Below are 16,809 nucleotides of genomic sequence, written 5' to 3'. Positions count from 1 at the left end.
GGAAAGTCCAGCTTTCCGGTCCCTTGGACCCATGTCCGGGATCGCCCCCCACCAGCGTGTTACGCCCGTGGGGGCAAAACTGTTTGTTCGCGCCCCTTTGGGCGACACGTTTGGTAAATGCGCCGCTGGCCCTTACATCAGGACCAATCCCAGCGGCAAAGGAGGCGCAAGCCCATGTTTGAAAATCTGTCCGACCGCCTGTCAGGCGTCTTTGACCGGCTCACCAAACAGGGCGCGCTGTCCGAGGATGACGTCAAGACAGCCCTGCGCGAAGTGCGCGTCGCGCTGTTGGAGGCCGACGTGTCCTTGCCCGTAGCCCGCGACTTCATCAAAGCGGTGCAATCCAAGGCGACCGGTCAGGCCGTCACCAAGTCGATCACGCCGGGTCAGCAGGTCGTCAAGATCGTGCATGACGAACTCAAGCACATCCTGACCGGAGACGAAGACCCCGGAAAGCTCAAGATCGACAACGCGCCTGCACCGATCCTGATGGTCGGTCTTCAGGGTGGCGGCAAAACCACCACCACCGCCAAGATCGCCAAGCGCCTGAAAGAGCGCGAGGGCAAGAAGGTTCTGATGGCCTCGCTCGACGTCAATCGCCCTGCCGCGATGGAGCAGTTGCAGATCCTCGGCATGCAGATCGGCGTCGACACCTTGCCCATCGTCAAGGGCGAGAACCCGGTCGCCATCGCCAAGCGCGCCAAGACGCAGGCGTCTTTGGGCGGCTACGACGTCTACATGCTCGACACCGCGGGCCGTCTTTCCATCGACGAAGAGCTGATGGCGCAGGTCGAGGCGGTGCGCGACGTCGCCAACCCGCGCGAGACCCTGCTGGTGGTCGATGGCCTGACCGGTCAGGATGCCGTCCATACAGCCGAAAACTTCGATGAGCGCATCGGCATCACCGGCGTTGTCCTCACCCGGATGGATGGTGACGGACGCGGTGGTGCGGCTCTGTCGATGCGCGCGGTCACGGGCAAACCGATCCGCTTTGTCGGTCTTGGCGAAAAGATGGACGCGCTCGAAACCTTCGAGCCTGACCGCATCGCGGGCCGTATCCTCGGCATGGGCGACATCGTCGCGCTGGTGGAAAAGGCGCAACAGACGCTTGAGGTCGAACAGGCCGAGCGCATGATGAAGCGCTTCCAGAAGGGTCAGTTCAATATGAACGACCTCAAGATGCAGCTGGAACAGATGATGAAGATGGGCGGCATGGAAGGTATGCTTGCCATGATGCCGGGCGCGGCCAAGATGCAAAAGCAGATGGACGGTGCGGGTATCGACGACCGGATGTTGCGCCAGCAAATCGCCCTCATCAACTCGATGACCAAAAAAGAACGCGCCAACCCGCAGTTGCTTCAAGCCAGCCGCAAGAAACGCATCGCCAAGGGCGCGGGCATGGAAGTGTCCGAACTCAACAAGCTTCTCAAGATGCAGCGCCAGATGGGCGACATGATGAAGAAGATGGGCAAGATGGGCAAAGGCGGGATGCTGAAACAGGCCATGAAGGGCATGTTCGGCAAAGGTGGCGGTCCGGAAGGTCTGGATCCGTCCCAGATGGATCCCAAGGCGCTGGAGGCGGCTGCCAAGCAGATGGGCATGGGCGGAATGCCCGGCATGGGCGGCGGCGGCCTGCCCCCCGGCCTCAGCGGTTTCGGAAAGAAGAAATGATGACTCCTTCTCTTTCCAAATATGCTCAGGAACCATCCGCCACGGGCCAACTGCCTTGCGCGCGACATACGCTCCAGTGTCCAGTCGCGCATCAGCGCGTCCGAAGTGCTGCGTGATTGATGCACCTCTCATAACAACGCCGCGTCTGGCGTTACGTCCGCACCGTATGGACGACATGGAGGCCTTCTGGGCCTTCTACCAAACGCCGTGCGCGGAATTTGTCGGCGCGCCGAAGACCCGCACGCAGATGTTCTTTGGCCTGTCGTCAGAAATCGTATCATGGGGCTGGATGGGTCATGGCGCCTGGGCCATTGATACCGCCGAGGGTGATTTTATCGGCCAGATCGCCATCACCCAGCCGCCGCACTTTCCCGAGCGCGAAATCGGCTGGACGTTGTTCGCGCCTGCGCAAGGCAAGGGATACGCCACCGAAGCTGCCTTGGTCGCACTCGACTGGGCTTGGGAGCAGGGCATTGATACGCTGGTGAGCTATATTGATCCCGACAACGTCCGTTCCATCGCACTCGCCAAACGGCTGGGCGCGACTCATGATCCCGACGCCGCGCTGCCGGACGGGGAAACCCTGCGCGAAACACTTGTCTTTCGCCACCGCCCAGACAGCGACGGCAATCCCGAGGCTTACGCATGAGCCTGACCAACGCCCCCACCCTGATGACCGAACGTCTGATCCTGCGCGGTCCGGAAACGCGCGACGCGGATGCCGTGATCGCGTTTCTCATGGATCAGGACCGTGCCGGCGGCTTTGGTGCCTATGACAATCGTCCCGACGCATGGCGCTGGTTTGCGCTGAATGTGGGGCATTGGCATATTCATGGCTACGGGTATTTCACCATCGAAGATAATGTCACCGGCCAGCCCGCCGGACTCAGCGGCATCTGGAACCCCGATGGCTGGCCCGAACCCGAACTCGGATGGGTGGTGTTTGAGGGCTACGAGGGCAAAGGCATCGCTTATGAAGCCGCGCTCTGTGCGCGCGACTGGGCGTATCAAGACCTTGGTCTGACGACGTTGACCTCCAACATCGTGCCGGGCAACACCCGCTCCATCCGGCTGGCGGAACGCATGGGTGCAAAGTACGAGCGCACCTATCAGAACGCCTATATGGGCGAGGACATGCTGTACCGTCACCCCGGACCGGAGGCGGTCTAATGGGACATCGTGACATCCCCCTCCTTGAAACGAAACGCCTGCAATTGCGCGGCCCGGAACCCGAGGATTATCCCGACTTCAAGGCCACCTTTGCCTCTTATCGCTCGCGCTTCATGGGCGGACCTCTCAACGCATACGAGGCCTGGATGCTCTATGCCGCCGAAATCGGGCATTGGGAAATTCGTGGTTTCGGCATGTGGATGATCCACCTCAGGGGCACCGAGGAAACCGTCGGCATGGCGGGTGGCTGGTCGCCTGCGAAATGGCCCGAGCGCGAGATCGCCTGGATCATCTGGCCCGATCAGGGCGGCAAGGGCTACGCTCTGGAAGCGGCGAACCGGGTGCGGCGGTATTTCTATGATGACAAGGGATGGACCACCGCAGTCAGCTATCTCGATCCCAAGAACCTCGACAGCATTCGCCTGGCCGAGCGTCTGGGCGCCAAGAAAGACCACGATGCGCCGACTGTCGATGGCTCTGACGTGTGCTACCGCCACCCGTCCCCCGACGCCTTGCGCGGTACTCAGCTGGCGCATGGCATCGACATGGAGATCGCGCATTACCAAGACCCCCTGTTCAAACCGAAAGGCTGGGCCATTGACTGACATGACCAATCCCGTGGCCCGCGCGGCTGACCTGCTCAAGGAACACCGCGACAGCATCGACCGGCTGGATGCCATTTTGGTGTTCACGCTGGCCGAACGGTTCAAACACACTCAGGCCGTCGGGCGGCTCAAAGCCCAGCACGACCTGCCGCCCTCAGACCCCGCGCGGGAAGACCGACAAATCGCGCGGCTCGAAGAGCTTGCGGCGCAGGCCAATCTGGACCCTGCGTTCGCCAAGAAATTCCTGAATTTCATCATTCAGGAAGTGATCCAACACCACAAACAACACCAATCCTGACGGTTTCTTCCGTCAATCTAACACTCAGGAGAAAGACTTATGTCGATCAAAATTCGTCTCGCCCGCGGCGGTTCCAAGAAGCGCCCGTTCTACAAGATTGTCGCCGCCGATACACGTATGCCGCGCGATGGCCGTTTCGTCGAGAAACTCGGCACCTATAACCCGCTGCTGCCCAAAGACAGCGAAGAGCGCGTGAAAATGGATGTCGAGCGTATCAAATACTGGATGGCGCAAGGTGCACAGACCACCGACCGCGTGTCGCGTTTCCTTGAAGCGGCGGGTGTCGTTGACAAGAAAGAGCGCAATAACCCCAAGAAGGCCGTACCGGGAAAGAACGCCCAGGAACGCGCCGAGTCGAAAGCCGCCAAAGCAGCCGAAGCGGATGCCGCTCCGGCAGCAGACGAGGCGTCCGCAGAATAATTGCGGATGCCCAAGCAGACGGCCGGCCCACCCGGCCGTCTGCGCGCCGTGCCTGAATGCGATCGGGCCGTGCCCCCACTGTTTTATTATTGTCACAACGCAGGCCATCGACCACACAATCGGTGCCTCAGGTGGCCCGTGCGCAGACGTGCGCGCTTGACGGATGCGGCGCACCGCTCCATTTCGCGCTATACCGAGACCATACAACCTGACCGAGTCTCTTATTTCAAAGGACCATCTGCCATGATCGCCCGCACCGCCATCGCCTCCAGCTTCGCCCTCGCTCTTGCGGCACCCGCCATTGCGGCAGGCCCGTCAGACACCATCGAGCAGACGGCCGTAATGGCGCCCACAGCGGCTCCTGCGACGCCCAAGCTGGTGTTCACCCTGCGCGGCGGCGTGTCGGCCATGCCCGAATATTTCGGCTCTGACGATTACAAGGCTGGTGCCGATCTGGGCTTCCGCCTCAACCACGTCTCGCTTGGCAAAAGCGGCAGCTTTGGCAATCCCGACGCATGGGCCGAGAACCCGGGCCTGAGCTTTGGCGGATCGCTGCGCTTCATTCAGGAGCGTGACACCAGCGATTTCGATGAACTCGCCGGGCTTGACGATGTCGATGCGACGGTCGAACTGGGCGTTTCCATGCGCTATGGCACCGAATATTTTGCAGCTTTCGGCAATGTGCGGCGGGGTTTTGGCGGCCATGAGGGCTGGGTTGGTGAAGTGGGCGCAGACGCCATTCTGCGGCCAACCGATCGCCTGCGCCTGTCGCTTGGTCCGCGTCTTTTCTTTGGCGATGACGAGTATTCCGACACCTATTTCGGCGTCACTCCGGCCGAGTCGAGCGCTGCACTTTCCGCCTATGACCCGGACGGCGGGCTTGTCTCTGCCGGTGTGGAACTTGGCGCGCGCTACCAGATCAACGATGTCTGGGGCGTCGAAGGTGCCGTCACCTGGGAAACATTCCAGGATGACGCGCTCGACAGCCCGATTGTCAAGCAAGGCTCCGACGAGCAGTGGGGCGCGCGCATCGGCCTCACCCGCGTCTTCAGCATCGGCGGCTAAACTGCGCCGCAGGCGATTGCCCTTGCCCACCGGTCTGGTCTATTCCTTCGCGCAGAGCGACCGGGAGGCTTGATCGGTGAGTGAGAAAATCTGCGTCGGAGCGATTGCCGGTGCCTTCGGGGTTAAAGGTGAAGTGCGCCTCAAGAGCTTTACCGCCGAACCACGCGAAATCGCCAATTACGCACCGCTCGAGACCGAAGATGGCGCGCAAAGCTTTGACGTGAAGATCACCCGTCAGGTCAATAACGGCCTGGCCGCGCGCCTGTCGGGCGTTACCACCAAGGAAGCCGCCGACGCGCTGCGCGGAACCCAGCTTTTCGTGCCTCGAGAGCGCCTTCCATCTCTGCCGGACGACGAGTTCTACCATGCCGATCTGATCGGGCTTGACGTGTTCGACACCGGCGGCACGTCGCTTGGAAAAGTGCTGTCGGTTCTCAACAATGGTGCCGATGATCTGCTTGAGCTTAGCGCACCGGGTCAAAAGCAATCGGTCCTTTTGCCGTTCACAAAGGCAATCGTCCCAACCGTCGATCTGGCCCAGCGACGGATCGTAGCGGACCCGCCGGAGGGACTGTTTTCGTGACGATGCAAATCGTCATTCATGCAGGATTTCACAAAACCGGAACCACCAGTGTTCAGGCCATGCTGCGCGAGAATGCAGACCGGCTGTCCCCGCATCTGCGCGTCCTGTTGAAAGACGGCTTTTCCACGCTGACCTCCAAGGCACGCAGCTTTTCGATCGCTCCGAACGAGAAAACATTGGCGCATGTCGCCAAAGCCTCTACGGCATTTTTTGCCGACCTCGACCCCACCGACCAGCGTCCTGTCTTGATGTCATCAGAGGATCTTTCCGGTCACATGCCGGGGCGGCATGGGCTTGAATGTTACGATAGCGCCGGGCTGGTGATGAAATCCATTGCCGATGCCGCGTTCGCCCGCTTTGGCGATGGCCTTGATCTGACGTTCTATTTCTCGACCCGCAACCGTGATGCGTGGCTGCGCAGTACCTGGTGGCAGAATTTGCGCAGTACCCGACTTGACCGTGATTTCGCCAGCTACACTGCGCAATTCGCCGATGCGCGGTCTTTAGCGGAAATTCTGATCGAAATTGAACAGGACGTGGCACCGGCCAAGGTGGTGTCTCATGCGCTTGAGGCATCCAAAACCCTGCCGCTTGGTCCGCTGACACCTCTGCTCGATCTGCTCACCCTCCCCCGGCTTGATCGCTCCCTGCTGACCGTTTTGCCGCCGGAGAACGTGCAGCCGGATATCGGCATCGATCAAGTGTTCCTGGCCCTCAATCGAAGCTGTTTGCCGGACAAGGATGTTCAATCAGCCAAGCGCAGCATACGCAAGATGGCCGCGCGCGCGACGGGCTGATCGCGAACACCTGATTGCCAGATTATGACCTTTCCTTTGCCCGCTTCCCGGCGGCAATTCGCCATTGCGTTTGATTACAAACGGATCACTGCTCTGGGAGCGTGGTTTTGGTGAACACTGTGTTGCGTCGATTTTTGTTGAGTATTGCCGCATTTTCTCCGGGTATGGTCGCGATTACGTTTCAGGAGATTGCCGTGTCGTTGGCGATCATGTTGCTCGGCATCACCGGCGCGCTCAGCGTTGCGGCGGCTGCCATCGCGGTATCGCCCAAGATCAACCAAACCGTGATGGCCGATGCCAAACCCAAGACGCGATACCCGTCGCTTCTGGTGCGATCTGCATTTGGCGATCTGGCATCGCAAAGCCCGACTCCGGTGCTCATTCGCGTTCACATCAAGGATTTCATCACGCCCTCCGCCGGTGCTGATGCCTTTGTCACCAAAGACGATCACATCGCGATGATCCTTGCCCAGATCATGGCACGATGGGGCGAGACGGATGCGATGCACCTGAGCGACGATCAGGCGCGCGAGCTATGGTTGATTGAGCGCCTTCTGCGTGCCAGTCCGGCCGAGGCAGGCGAACTCTCCGCATGCTTTTCCAACCCCAAAGCCATGCTTGCCATGCGCGATCGCGTGGCGCAGACCGGCGCGGCCTGAACTGGCATTCCTGCAAATAACTGGCTAAAGCCGTCAGGTCAGACAAGGGCAGGCACATGGAAGACACGAAAACCGCGCCACAGAAATCACACGGCCGCAAGACCATGCGCCCGACCTTGCAGCCGCGCGCTTTGATGGAGGAAACTCCCGACTTGGCGCATGTCTGGAAGGCGCAGGTCATCACCCTGCTGCCGGAAGCGTTTCCCGGCATTCTTGGCCACTCCCTGACGGGGCGCGCGCTCAAGGACGGGCTGTGGCAGTTGCAAACCATCGCCCTGCGCGAATTCGGAGAGGGAAAGCACCGCAACGTCGATGACACACCCGCCGGCGGCGGTGCTGGCATGGTGCTGCGTGCCGATGTCATGGCTGCTGCCATCGACCATGCCCGACCGCAGATCGCACCGGCGGCACCGCTCGTTTACCTGAGCCCGCGTGGCAAGCCGTTCTCGCAAGACATGGCACAAACGCTTGCCACCGGCCCCGGCGCGACACTGATCTGCGGGCGGTTCGAGGGTCTTGATCAGCGCGTGATCGACCAGTACCGCATCCTGGAAGTCAGTCTTGGCGATTTCGTCCTCACTGGCGGCGAAATCGCAGCACAGGCCATGATTGACGCCACCGTGCGCCTCTTGCCGGGCGTGCTGGGCAATGAGGCCTCGACGGAAGAGGAAAGCTTTGCCGACGGGCTTCTGGAGCATCCGCAATACACCCGCCCCGCCGAATGGCGCGGTCTGCCGATCCCGGATGTGTTGATGTCCGGTCACCACGGTGAAATCGCCAAATGGCGCCGTGCACAGGCAGAAGCGCTGACCGAAGAGCGCCGCCCCGATCTCTGGACGCTTTATCGCGCCAAGGAACTTTCTGAATGACAAATTGCCCTGTCATCGGCGCAGAACGCGTCTGAAACAGCCTTTCCCGCTTGATCCAAAGGCCGCGATCTGATTTACGGCGCTTGTTCCGGGTGTAAGCCCGGTGCGGTGATTCCGTGTGGACTTCGCACAAGGGCAAACCGTACCCATCCCGAACGTGAAAAGACAATGTCGACCTGATCTCTGGCGGGCGCAGTTGCGGACCCGGACGAAGACCAAGAGCTCTGAGGCGCACACACCTTTGCGGGGCAACCGCAAGCAGTTTAGGAGAGAAGCGATGAACCTGATCGCTCAGCTGGAGGCGGAACAGATCACCGCCCTCGGGAAAGACATTCCCGATTTCAAAGCCGGTGACACCATCCGCGTTGGCTATAAAGTGACCGAAGGCACCCGCACCCGTGTGCAGAACTATGAAGGTGTCTGCATCAGCCGCCGTCAGGGTGACGGCATCGCCGGTTCGTTCACGGTTCGCAAGATTTCGTTCGGTGAAGGTGTGGAACGTGTGTTCCCGCTCTATTCCACCAATATCGACAGCATCGAGGTTGTACGCCGTGGCCGCGTCCGTCGCGCCAAGCTGTACTACCTCCGCTCGCGTCGCGGCAAATCGGCCCGTATCGCGGAAGATTCCACCTACAAGCCCCGCAAGGGCGCAGACGCGTAAGGATTGCCGAGATGAAAAAAGACATCCATCCCGAATACCACGTCATCAACGTCAAGATGACCGACGGCACCATGCTTGAAATGCGGTCGACCTGGGGCAAAGAAGGCGACACGCTGTCGCTCGACATCGACCCGACCGTGCATCCGGCCTGGACAGGCGGCAACTCGCGCCTGCTCGACACCGGTGGCCGTGTGTCCAAGTTCAAGAAAAAGTACGAAGGCCTGGGCTTCTAAATCTCCCACCCTTTTCGAAGATTTCTAAAGCCGCGCCTTCGGGCGTGGCTTTTTCGTTTCCCCCCTGAGTCTTCATCGCCGCAATCGCTGGCAAATCGCATCGCGCCCCGTTGCAACGTGCCGCCACTTCGGGCCATAGCTTGCTCAAACTCGGGGTGAGCGGACAGATGGCGCATATAATTGTTGTCGGTAACGAAAAAGGCGGAGCGGGCAAATCGACCGTGTCGATGCACGTGGCAACCGCGCTGTCGCGTATGGGCCACCGCGTCGGCACGCTCGACCTTGATCTGCGGCAACGCACGATGGGGCGCTATGTCACCAACCGGATGAAAATGCTGGAGGCAGAGGGGCTTGACCTCCCCACTCCGCGCTATCTGGACCTGCCTGAAATTGATCCCGAAAGCTTGCAACCGGGAGAAAATATCTATGATCATCGCCTCTCGGCGGCGGTTGCCGAACTCGAACCCGGCAGCGATTTCATCCTGATCGACTGCCCGGGCTCCCATACGCGCCTCAGTCAGGTGGCGCATTCGCTGGCCGACACTCTGATTACACCGCTTAACGATAGCTTCGTGGATTTCGACCTGCTGGCGCACACCGACTCCACCGGTGAAAAGATCGAAGGCCCGTCGGTTTATTCCGAGATGGTCTGGAACGCGCGCCAATTGCGTGCGCAGGCTGGGCTACCTCCGATTGACTGGGTGGTCCTGCGCAACCGTCTGGGCGCGCAGCAGATGGTGAACAAGGCCAAGATGGAAAAAGCGCTCGACCGGCTGTCAAAGCGCATCGGATTTCGCGTGGCACCGGGCTTCAACGAGCGGGTCATCTTCCGTGAATTGTTCCCGCGCGGCTTGACGCTGCTCGACCTCAAGGATGTCGGAGTGAAACAACTCAACATCTCGAACATTGCCGCGCGTCAGGAACTGCGCGATCTTATCAAATCGCTGAATTTGCCAGGTGTGACAGTGACCTTTTGATCGACCATACCGTCGGCCAGATAGCAAAAAGCCCGGATCGGATCATCCGGGCTTTTTCCTTGTGAGCTTATTCCGCCGGGATCGCGTCACTCACCACGGGGCGAGGCGCAAAGTGTTGACGGTTCAGGCGGAAGACCAGCGCGACCGCCACAACCTGTGCTATCAAGGCGACAGCGGTCACGCTCCAATAGGCCACGCCGAATTTCTCGATCGCGCCGGCCCCGACCAACCCAGTGTTGACGAAAAATTGCAGCATCACTGACAACGCCACCGCAGGACACACAAGGGCGTACGATCCCGGCGAGGTTTTGGAGCCAAGTACGAAATCGCTGAAATAGCCCTGACGCCGCATCACAACCGCACCCAGCAGCAAAAACACCACCTGGATCGAGAGCAGCCGTGCGAGGAAGATCATCATCTCACCCGCCTGTGCCTGAACAGCAAACGTCTCATGCAAGCCGTGGTCCTGACGCAGGAACATGATGCCCAGAACGGTGACCAGCGGCACGATGATCATCAAGGTCGGTCCGGATTCCCGCGCCGTCCCGTGTTGCAACATCGACGTGAACGCCGTGACGGCCGCGATCGCAGAATACAGGATCGCCGCCACGCCGAACAGCGTCGACAACACCAGTGCAACGGCCACGGTCGCCGTAGTCCCGCTCATTGCAGCCGGTGCGGAAAAACCAACGGCAATCATTGCCAGACTGAACGCCGGCAGAAGCTGCGCAAACGAATTGTGCGCGGTGACATCGAACACCCCACCTTGCGACAAGACACGCCCAAGAAACGCGCCCAGCATCCGCAAGGCCAACGCTCCGATCAGCGAAAAGGCGATCAGCGCGAGCGGAAACAGAAATTCGACGACGCTCCAAAGTCCGGGCACGAAAACCAATCCGACAATAAACAAGACGTTGACCGTCATCGCCAAGGCGAGTGGCATGGCCAACAATGTCGCTTCGGCATTTGTCTTGCACAGGTTTTCGTAAGCGTCGGTGCGCTTGAACGTTTTCAGGGATTTGAGGTTCCAAAGCAAGGATTTGATGTTCAGCGTCGCGAACACCGCGATGCCGATCAGCGCCACTACGACGGCTGCTTGCATCCATAGCGAACCGCTCCCGAATGCGCGAACAAGATCCTCGAACACCGGAACACCTTGTCCGGGATGCGGAATCCAGAACATCAGGAACATGAAAAAGCTGACAGTCACGCCCCCTGCGCCAACGGACGCAAGAAAGTAAAGCGGTGAATAGCTGTCAGCGGGCTTTGTGAGGGAATGATCCATCGCGTGACTCCTTACATTCCAATTTCAGAATATCATTATATTCAAATTCTGGAATGTAAAGATATTTCGCGAGTGAGTAAGCGCATAAAGCCCTTAGAAATCACCGCGCGTTGCCTATATCTTGTGGATAAATTCAGTGTAACAACCACATAGGCCGCCTATCCATTGACACGCTTGCACTCTCCGCGACACAGTGTCAGTCAATCGAGGAATCAGGCAGGCATTACAGGTGCGATTTTCCAAGCTTCGACTCACAGGCTTCAAAAGCTTTGTCGACCCGACCGATCTGATCATCGCGGATGGTCTGACCGGTGTTGTCGGGCCGAACGGCTGTGGAAAATCGAACCTGCTCGAAGCGTTGCGCTGGGTGATGGGCGAAAACCGTCCCACCGCGATGCGCGGCGGTGGCATGGAAGATGTGATCTTCGCCGGCGCCGCCACCCGCCCGGCGCGCAACTTCGCCGAAGTGTCGATCCAGATTGACAACTCCGACCGGCTTGCCCCCGCTGGCTTTAATGACCAGGACCAGCTTGACATCGTGCGTCGCATCACCCGCGACGTCGGCAGCGCCTACAAGGCCAACGGCAAGGATACCCGTGCGCGCGATGTGCAAATGCTGTTTGCCGACGCATCGACCGGCGCGCATTCGCCCGCCCTTGTGCGCCAGGGACAGATCAGCGAACTGATCAACGCCAAGCCGAAAAACCGCCGCCGCATCCTCGAAGAAGCGGCAGGCATCTCGGGCCTGTATCAACGCCGTCACGAAGCCGAGCTGAAACTCAAGAGCACAGAGGCGAACCTGTTGCGCGTTGACGACGTGATCGAACAGCTCGCCGCGCAACTGGCACAACTCGCACGTCAGGCTCGGCAAGCAGCCCGCTATCGCGCCATTGGTGAAGATTTACGCCATTCCGAGGGACTTCTGCTCTATCGCCGCTGGAAAGATGCTGACGCCACCCGCGCCGAGGCAGACGCCCAATTGCGCGACCGCACAACCGAGGCATCGAAAGCCGAGACGGCCGCCCGCGAAGCAACCAAGGCGCGCGAAGCCGCCGACGCCGCCTTGCCGCCCCTGCGTGAAGAAGCCGCCATCGCCGCCGCCATAGTGCAGCGTTTGACCCATCAGCGCGATACTCTCTCCGAACAAGAGCGCCGCGCTGAAGACACGATCCGGACGCTGACGGGACGCATCGAACAACTGACCAAGGATATTGACCGTGAAGCCGGGCTTAACCGCGATGCAGGCGAGACCATTCAACAGCTTGAATGGGAAGCGCGCGAGTTGGACAAAGCCGCCGAGGGGCATGACGACAAGCTCGCTCGTGCCGCCAACGCTGCCCGTGAAGCCGGCGCGGTGTTGCAAGCCCGCGAAGCTGACCTGAGCCAAAAGACAGAAGACGTCGCTCGCCTGTCCGCGCGCCATCAATCGGCGCATCGTCTGTTGGCCGACAGTCGCAAGACGCTGGAGCGGAACGAAGCGGACACCGCCCGCGCGCGGGGTGCGATGGCGACGGCAAAGCAGACACTGAGCGATGCAAAGGAAACAGCCAAACTTGCGGCTCAGGAACAGGCCGCCGCGCGAGACCTGGCTGAGCGCGCCGATCAGGCGCTGACCGAATCCGAAGCCGCTCGCGCAGAGACCCAATCGCGCGAAGCGGACGCCCGCGCCACCCGCTCCGAAGCCGAAGGCGAGTTAAACGCGCTATCCGCCGAAACGACCGCATTGGCACGTCTGCTTGACCGAGACACCGCAGAGGGCGGCCAGATACTCGATCGCCTGCAAGTCGAACAGGGGTTCGAAAAGGCGCTCGGTGCGGCGCTTGCCGACGATCTGCGCGCGCCAGAGGTGGAAGGCGACGGCCCCACCGGCTGGACCAGTTTGCCCGATTATGACGCCACGCAATCGCTTCCCGAAGGCGTGACAGCCCTCACAAACCATGTGTCGGTCCCGGAGGTTCTGGAGCGCCGTATGGCCCAGATCGGCCTCATTGACGCCGATGACGCGGCGCGTCTGCAAGCGTTGTTGTTGCCGGGTCAACGTCTCGTCAGCGTTGAAGGTGATCTCTGGCGATGGGATGGCTATCGGGCCTGGGCAGAAGACGCGCCGTCGGCTGCTGCTTTGCGGCTTGAGCAACTCAACCGGCTCGAGGCACTGAAGCAGGAAACCGCGCGCGCCTCCGCCCGCGCGGATGGCGCGCGAGACGCCCATAACAGCCTGACACAGCGGCTGAGCGAATTGAGTTCAGCCGAGAAAGCAGCGCGTCAGGCCCGACGCGACGCTGATGGAGCTGTGACGGACGCGGCCCGAAAACTGAGCCGGGCCGAGGCCGACCGGGACATGGCCGAAGGCAAACTGGAAAGCCTTGCTCTGACCCTTTCGCGCCATGAAGACGAGGCCACCGCAGCGCGCGCGCAAATGATCGACGCCGAGCGCGGTATTGGAGACCTTGAAAACCTGGATGACGCCCGTGCCGAGGTGGAAGACCTGAAGATGACGGTCGAGGCCGCCCGCATGACGATGATGTCACGCCGCTCGGAACATGACGAGTTGCGCCGCGAAGGCGATGCCCGGAAAGGACGCGCGCAACAGGTCACCAAGGATCTGAGTGGCTGGCGCCATCGTCTCGAGACTGCCGAAAAGCGCAGCGCGGAATTGGCCGAGAGGCGCGACGCTGCGCAGCAGGAGCTGGACGCGGCTGCAAATTCACCCGCAGAACTGGCCGCCAAGCGTGAGGCGCTCGGCCATGCCATTTCCGAAGCTGAGGCCAGAAACGCCGCGGCACATGACGCGCTCTCGACGTCCGAGGGAACCTTGCGGTCAGCGGATCAAGCTGAACGCGAGGCCGAGCGGGCTGCATCCGAGGCGCGAGAGGCCCGCGCCCGATCCGAGGCCCGTGCCGAAGCCGCTCGCGATGCGGTGAACAACGCGGCTGAACGGATCGCCGAAGAACAGGACACACGTCCTAGCGCGTTGTTGCAGAAACTCGATGTTGACCCCGACAACCTTCCCCACGCAGAAGCGATAGAGGCCGACATCAACCGGCTTAAGCGGCAGCGGGACGCACTGGGCGCTGTAAACCTGCGCGCCGAAGAAGACGCGCGCGAGGTGCAGGAGGAGCACGACACCCTGCGGAGCGAAAAGCTTGATCTCGAAGAGGCGGTCAAGACGCTGCGCTCCGGCATTGCCAGCCTGAACCGCGAAGGGCGTGAACGGCTTTTGACCGCGTTCGAGCAGGTAAACAGCAACTTCTCGCTGCTTTTTACCCACCTGTTCAACGGTGGCGACGCAAATCTGGTGATGGTCGAAAGCGACGATCCACTCGAAGCCGGACTGGAAATCATGTGCCAGCCGCCGGGCAAGAAACTTTCTACGCTGTCGCTCTTGTCGGGCGGCGAACAGACGCTGACTGCTCTGGCGCTGATCTTCGCGGTGTTTCTCGCCAATCCCGCCCCGATTTGCGTGCTGGATGAGGTCGATGCGCCGCTTGACGATGCCAATGTCACACGGTTTTGCGACTTGCTTGATGAAATGTGCCGCCGCACCGAGACGCGGTTTCTGATCATCACACACCACGCCGTCACGATGTCGCGCATGGATCGCTTGTTCGGAGTTACGATGCAGGAGCAAGGTGTAAGCCAGCTTGTCTCGGTGGACCTGAAGAAAGCGGAACGCATGGTCGCATGACCTTCATGCACGACGCGGCCCGCTTGGGGGATTCCTGACGCAAGTGCTCGACGGCCTGGTTCCGGTCACCTGGTCACCAGCTGTGTCGCTCTGTGCAGGCACCGGACTGGTTAAAGTTGCGGCAATGGCGGTAAAGATCACAACCGGTTTCACCATATGCTCCCCGATGATGAGGCTGTTCGCCGAACGTTCCAACAGCCTGCGCGTTCCGCCAAACGCGCGACGCACGCGAGAAATTTCGACCGATAAGCTGTCTTCCGCTCATATGGTTGGTACAAAAACAAACCTTACCTATTTATTAACCTTTTATTATCATTATCAGAGCGAGTCTGAAAAACGCGTCCACCGCTTCTGCAGATTGTATGCCGTCTATGAATGTCCTCATTGTTCAGAACAAACCCACGCTTGGCCAGATGTGGCAGCGTCATCTGCACCGGCACGGGCATGTTGCGGACATAGCCATAGATCAGGATGCGGCGATCGAAATGCTGTCGGAAAAGTTCTATCCGATCATCATTCTCGATGTTGTTCTAAACAATGGCAGTGCCATCGCCGTTGCCGATTACGCCAGCTATCGGCACCCGAACGCGAAGGTGATCTTCGTCACCAACAGCAGCTTTTTCTCGGACGGATCAATTTTTCAACTCTGCTCCAACGCCTGTGCTTTCGTGCCCATCGCGACCCAACCCGATGATCTGGCCGCGATGGTAGAGCATTACGCCAAGCCGATCTGATCACGCTCGTGCGGCGCCTCAAAATCAAGAATGGGATTGATCGGAATGATCCGGTTCGGATTGATGGTGTCGTGGCTGTAATGGTAGTGGCGCACGATGTGATCGAAATTCACCGTCTCTGCGACACCGGGCCATTGGTATAATTCGCGCGTGTATCCCCAAAGGTTCGGGTAATGGATGATCCGGCGCCGGTTGCACTTGAAATGGAGATGGTAAACGGAATCAAAACGGACGAGCGTGGTAAACAGACGCCAGTCGGCTTCTGTGATGGTGTCGCCCATCAAGTATCTGCGCGTTGACAGCCGCTCTTCCAGCCAGTCAAGGCTGTCAAATAGCGGCACGACCGCGGCATCATACGCGTCCTGCTCGGTCGCGAAACCGGCTTTGTAGACGCCGTTATTGACCGTGTCATACACCCGCGCGTTCACCTCTTCAATGGCATCGCGCATCTCTTCGGGCCAGTAGTCGTCGGTGTTGCCGGTGAGCGCATCGAACGCACTGTTGAACATGCGAATGATCTCGGAGCTTTCATTCGACACGATGGTCTCGCGGCTTTTGTCCCACAGGATCGGCACCGTCACCCGCCCCGAGATATTCGGATCAGCCTTGAGATAGATGTCGCGCGCATACTTCAGATCATAAAGCTTATCGCCAGTGGCAGCCGGAAAATCTTCGTCAAATGTCCATCCATCGCCGAGCATCTCAGGGTGCACGACGGAGACGCCGATATGGTCGTCCAGCCCTTTGAGCGCGCGAAAGATCAGCGCCCGATGCGCCCAGGGGCAGGCAAGGCTGACATATAGATGATACCGACCGCTCTCTGCCGGAAAGCCAGCTTCGCCGCTTGGCCCGGCAGACCCGTCCGCAGTAATCCAGTTACGGAATTTGGCCGTGCTGCGCTTGAACGCACCGCCAGTGCTGGCAGTGTCGTACCATTTGTCTTGCCACTCGCCATCTACCAAAAGTCCCATGTCTTTCCTCCAGATCTAGGTTTGGAAGAACACATAGAACGATTGCGCGTTCCGAAAAACGCCCGCGGTCGCGCACACCCTCGCAGATTCGCGCACAGAACGGCCCAGCGGCTCGCAAGGGGCGCT

The 16,809-nt window shown here is 60.1% G+C and carries 18 protein-coding genes; 16 read left to right on the top strand and 2 right to left on the bottom strand.

Translation table 11 applies throughout. The features are described from left to right. Window positions 1–174 precede the first annotated feature (174 nt). The 14 genes from ffh (at window position 175) to ACGKZZ_RS03325 (ending at window position 10,008) form a co-directional block, all read left to right on the top strand. Window positions 175–1,671: a signal recognition particle protein gene (ffh, locus tag ACGKZZ_RS03390; protein WP_411222025.1), complete on the top strand. Its 1,497-nt coding sequence runs from the start codon at window positions 175–177 to the stop codon at window positions 1,669–1,671. Window positions 1,672–1,747: 76 nt separating this feature from the next. Further along, complete coding sequence (locus tag ACGKZZ_RS03385) at window positions 1,748–2,320, top strand: GNAT family N-acetyltransferase (RefSeq protein WP_411222024.1); 573 nt, start codon at window positions 1,748–1,750, stop codon at window positions 2,318–2,320. Beyond that, window positions 2,317–2,841: a GNAT family N-acetyltransferase gene (locus ACGKZZ_RS03380; RefSeq protein ID WP_411222023.1), complete on the top strand. Its 525-nt coding sequence runs from the start codon at window positions 2,317–2,319 to the stop codon at window positions 2,839–2,841. Before ACGKZZ_RS03385 ends, ACGKZZ_RS03380 begins: the two co-directional genes overlap by 4 nt. Beyond that, window positions 2,841–3,446, top strand: coding sequence for a GNAT family N-acetyltransferase (locus ACGKZZ_RS03375; protein WP_411222022.1), 606 nt, complete (start codon window positions 2,841–2,843; stop codon window positions 3,444–3,446). Before ACGKZZ_RS03380 ends, ACGKZZ_RS03375 begins: the two co-directional genes overlap by 1 nt. Before the next feature lies 1 nt (window position 3,447). Next, a complete protein-coding gene (locus tag ACGKZZ_RS03370) occupies window positions 3,448–3,744 on the top strand; it encodes a chorismate mutase (protein WP_411222203.1) in 297 nt (98 codons plus the stop codon). Window positions 3,745–3,783: 39 nt separating this feature from the next. Then, a complete protein-coding gene (gene rpsP / locus ACGKZZ_RS03365; protein ID WP_411222021.1) occupies window positions 3,784–4,164 on the top strand; it encodes a 30S ribosomal protein S16 in 381 nt (126 codons plus the stop codon). A 243-nt stretch (window positions 4,165–4,407) separates the two neighbouring features. Then, window positions 4,408–5,229, top strand: a complete 822-nt coding sequence (locus tag ACGKZZ_RS03360) for a MipA/OmpV family protein (RefSeq protein WP_411222020.1) — start codon at window positions 4,408–4,410, stop codon at window positions 5,227–5,229. A gap of 76 nt (window positions 5,230–5,305) precedes the next feature. Continuing rightward, on the top strand, window positions 5,306–5,812 hold the full coding sequence (gene rimM, locus ACGKZZ_RS03355; protein WP_411222019.1) for a ribosome maturation factor RimM: 507 nt from the start codon (window positions 5,306–5,308) through the stop codon (window positions 5,810–5,812). A 2-nt stretch (window positions 5,813–5,814) separates the two neighbouring features. Next, window positions 5,815–6,609, top strand: a complete 795-nt coding sequence (locus tag ACGKZZ_RS03350) for a hypothetical protein (RefSeq protein WP_411222202.1) — start codon at window positions 5,815–5,817, stop codon at window positions 6,607–6,609. 164 nt (window positions 6,610–6,773) lie between these two features. After that, window positions 6,774–7,268, top strand: a complete 495-nt coding sequence (locus ACGKZZ_RS03345) for a hypothetical protein (protein WP_411222018.1) — start codon at window positions 6,774–6,776, stop codon at window positions 7,266–7,268. Window positions 7,269–7,324: 56 nt separating this feature from the next. Then, window positions 7,325–8,137 carry a tRNA (guanosine(37)-N1)-methyltransferase TrmD gene (gene trmD / locus ACGKZZ_RS03340; protein ID WP_411222017.1) on the top strand — a complete coding sequence of 271 codons (813 nt, stop codon included), beginning with the start codon at window positions 7,325–7,327 and terminating at the stop codon, window positions 8,135–8,137. A gap of 277 nt (window positions 8,138–8,414) precedes the next feature. Further along, window positions 8,415–8,798, top strand: a complete 384-nt coding sequence (rplS, locus tag ACGKZZ_RS03335) for a 50S ribosomal protein L19 (protein WP_411222016.1) — start codon at window positions 8,415–8,417, stop codon at window positions 8,796–8,798. A gap of 11 nt (window positions 8,799–8,809) precedes the next feature. Further along, window positions 8,810–9,031, top strand: a complete 222-nt coding sequence (rpmE, locus tag ACGKZZ_RS03330; protein ID WP_411222015.1) for a 50S ribosomal protein L31 — start codon at window positions 8,810–8,812, stop codon at window positions 9,029–9,031. 167 nt (window positions 9,032–9,198) lie between these two features. Next, window positions 9,199–10,008: a division plane positioning ATPase MipZ gene (locus tag ACGKZZ_RS03325; RefSeq protein WP_411222014.1), complete on the top strand. Its 810-nt coding sequence runs from the start codon at window positions 9,199–9,201 to the stop codon at window positions 10,006–10,008. A gap of 67 nt (window positions 10,009–10,075) precedes the next feature. Here the strand turns inward: ACGKZZ_RS03325 and ACGKZZ_RS03320 are convergent, their stop codons facing one another. Beyond that, on the bottom strand, window positions 10,076–11,293 hold the full coding sequence (locus ACGKZZ_RS03320; RefSeq protein ID WP_411222013.1) for a TsoY family (seleno)protein: 1,218 nt from the start codon (window positions 11,291–11,293) through the stop codon (window positions 10,076–10,078). 229 nt (window positions 11,294–11,522) lie between these two features. Here ACGKZZ_RS03320 and smc point away from each other — a divergent pair, with 229 nt between their 5' ends. Continuing rightward, on the top strand, window positions 11,523–14,978 hold the full coding sequence (smc, locus tag ACGKZZ_RS03315; protein WP_411222012.1) for a chromosome segregation protein SMC: 3,456 nt from the start codon (window positions 11,523–11,525) through the stop codon (window positions 14,976–14,978). A 371-nt stretch (window positions 14,979–15,349) separates the two neighbouring features. After that, window positions 15,350–15,712, top strand: coding sequence for a response regulator (locus tag ACGKZZ_RS03310; RefSeq protein WP_411222011.1), 363 nt, complete (start codon window positions 15,350–15,352; stop codon window positions 15,710–15,712). Here ACGKZZ_RS03310 and ACGKZZ_RS03305 read toward each other — a convergent pair. Beyond that, window positions 15,694–16,683, bottom strand: coding sequence for a glutathione S-transferase family protein (locus ACGKZZ_RS03305; RefSeq protein WP_411222010.1), 990 nt, complete (start codon window positions 16,681–16,683; stop codon window positions 15,694–15,696). The two genes, ACGKZZ_RS03310 and ACGKZZ_RS03305, sit on opposite strands and share 19 nt — an antisense overlap. Window positions 16,684–16,809: the final 126 nt, after the last annotated feature.

Source organism: Marivita sp. S2033, from assembly GCF_046592965.1.
GTDB lineage: Bacteria > Pseudomonadota > Alphaproteobacteria > Rhodobacterales > Rhodobacteraceae > Marivita.
This window is presented reverse-complemented; position numbering and strand designations above follow the sequence as displayed.

Excerpts from the sequence above, each read along its gene's own strand:
- ffh (WP_411222025.1), top strand. The coding sequence starts at position 175 with ATGTTTGAAAATCTGTCCGACCGCCTGTCAGGCGTCTTTGACCGGCTC.
- ACGKZZ_RS03380 (WP_411222023.1), top strand. The coding sequence starts at position 2,317 with ATGAGCCTGACCAACGCCCCCACCCTGATGACCGAACGTCTGATCCTG.
- ACGKZZ_RS03375 (WP_411222022.1), top strand. The coding sequence starts at position 2,841 with ATGGGACATCGTGACATCCCCCTCCTTGAAACGAAACGCCTGCAATTG.
- ACGKZZ_RS03370 (WP_411222203.1), top strand. The coding sequence starts at position 3,448 with ATGACCAATCCCGTGGCCCGCGCGGCTGACCTGCTCAAGGAACACCGC.
- rpsP (WP_411222021.1), top strand. The coding sequence starts at position 3,784 with ATGTCGATCAAAATTCGTCTCGCCCGCGGCGGTTCCAAGAAGCGCCCG.
- ACGKZZ_RS03360 (WP_411222020.1), top strand. The coding sequence starts at position 4,408 with ATGATCGCCCGCACCGCCATCGCCTCCAGCTTCGCCCTCGCTCTTGCG.
- ACGKZZ_RS03350 (WP_411222202.1), top strand. The coding sequence starts at position 5,815 with ATGCAAATCGTCATTCATGCAGGATTTCACAAAACCGGAACCACCAGT.
- ACGKZZ_RS03345 (WP_411222018.1), top strand. The coding sequence starts at position 6,774 with ATGGTCGCGATTACGTTTCAGGAGATTGCCGTGTCGTTGGCGATCATG.
- trmD (WP_411222017.1), top strand. The coding sequence starts at position 7,325 with ATGGAAGACACGAAAACCGCGCCACAGAAATCACACGGCCGCAAGACC.
- rplS (WP_411222016.1), top strand. The coding sequence starts at position 8,415 with ATGAACCTGATCGCTCAGCTGGAGGCGGAACAGATCACCGCCCTCGGG.
- rpmE (WP_411222015.1), top strand. The coding sequence starts at position 8,810 with ATGAAAAAAGACATCCATCCCGAATACCACGTCATCAACGTCAAGATG.
- ACGKZZ_RS03325 (WP_411222014.1), top strand. The coding sequence starts at position 9,199 with ATGGCGCATATAATTGTTGTCGGTAACGAAAAAGGCGGAGCGGGCAAA.
- ACGKZZ_RS03320 (WP_411222013.1), bottom strand. The coding sequence starts at position 11,293 with ATGGATCATTCCCTCACAAAGCCCGCTGACAGCTATTCACCGCTTTAC.
- ACGKZZ_RS03310 (WP_411222011.1), top strand. The coding sequence starts at position 15,350 with ATGAATGTCCTCATTGTTCAGAACAAACCCACGCTTGGCCAGATGTGG.
- ACGKZZ_RS03305 (WP_411222010.1), bottom strand. The coding sequence starts at position 16,683 with ATGGGACTTTTGGTAGATGGCGAGTGGCAAGACAAATGGTACGACACT.